This is a genomic window from Haemophilus seminalis, from assembly GCF_006384255.1.
Taxonomy (GTDB): Bacteria; Pseudomonadota; Gammaproteobacteria; order Enterobacterales; family Pasteurellaceae; genus Haemophilus; species Haemophilus seminalis.
In genome coordinates, this window is sequence record NZ_VCED01000018.1 from 1 (window position 1) to 1,080 (window position 1,080).

The following is a 1,080-nucleotide window of genomic DNA, read 5'->3' on the forward strand; positions in this document are numbered from 1 at the left end:
CAAAAAAGTTCGGGAGTTCTGTAACACCCGAACTTTGGTATCAAACTTGATACTTTTTTATATTTATTCTTTTTCTCTATATATGGCCTTTGAAATAAAAGCTTCTTTAGAATTTGGGGCAAGTTTTCCTATCATATCTAGCTTTGCTTCATTAAGATAGTTTTCTATCATAAAGTTAACAACGTCAGTCCATTTAGTCACTTTACCCGTTTTAGCTGTGATCTCAACTGCCACTCTTTCAATTCTCATATGTGTTTCGGCAGGAACACCTAGATTTTTTCGTTTATTCATACTTTTATTCACTCAAATAATGCATCTGTGATTCTATATCATAGCTCACAAAAATATTTTTTTCATTGTGATACATTTCACTTGCTCACAAATGATTTTTGATTTATTTTATTATCACTTGTGATACTGTGAGCGTGTGTAATGAATTTCTTTATTGACTGGTTAGAAATAGAACAAGACTTTGGAATTGATATTCCTAATGAAGTCTTACTTTCTATTTTTGATTTTGGTTTAGTGGGAATTCATTTAGATACTGGGGAAATGCAAAGTGGTATTAAGACTGGGACCTATCATCATAAGGGCAGTTATTGCGACGAAGTAAGTTTAAAAATTTCAGGTTCAGTTATTCGTATGGCTGGCAATCCAAGTAGATGGGGGCGAGTAGAAAATGTTTTTGGTTTTGATACTGTAGATAGCTGCGTTTCCTGTTTTAATTCAATTCTTTCCTCTCTTAAATTACCAATCTTTACTCGCTGCACTGAAATTTTTTATCGCCAAGGAGAAGATGGTTCTAAGGTCTCAAAATTTTCTAATGGCGCAATCATTAAACGTTTAGATATTACTACTAATAAAGCTGTGGGTAAGGGTAATGAGCGTACATTTCTAAAAGCCTTATCACAGATGCGTTATAGAAATTCTATTGGCAGACTTCATACAAATGGTTGCACCACGGATTGGCTTAGTGAAAAAGGAAATGCCAATTTAATTTATCCAAGTTGTTATATAAAACACGAAGAAATGCGAGTTCATTCTTATGACAAGATTAAGCGTAAATTTGGTGAAGAATCA

2 protein-coding genes are annotated in these 1,080 nt (G+C 33.2%); one reads left to right on the forward strand and one right to left on the reverse strand.

Going from position 1 to position 1,080, the window contains the following annotated elements:
• Positions 1 to 63: 63 nt before the first annotated feature.
• Positions 64 to 291, reverse strand: coding sequence for a hypothetical protein (locus tag FE813_RS10370; protein WP_044231919.1), 228 nt, complete (start codon positions 289 to 291; stop codon positions 64 to 66).
• A gap of 141 nt (positions 292 to 432) precedes the next feature.
• On the opposite strand from FE813_RS10370, the gene FE813_RS10375 reads away from it, so the two are divergent.
• The coding region (locus tag FE813_RS10375; protein ID WP_308457365.1) for a phage/plasmid replication domain-containing protein at positions 433 to 1,080 on the forward strand (648 nt) is incomplete at its 3' end.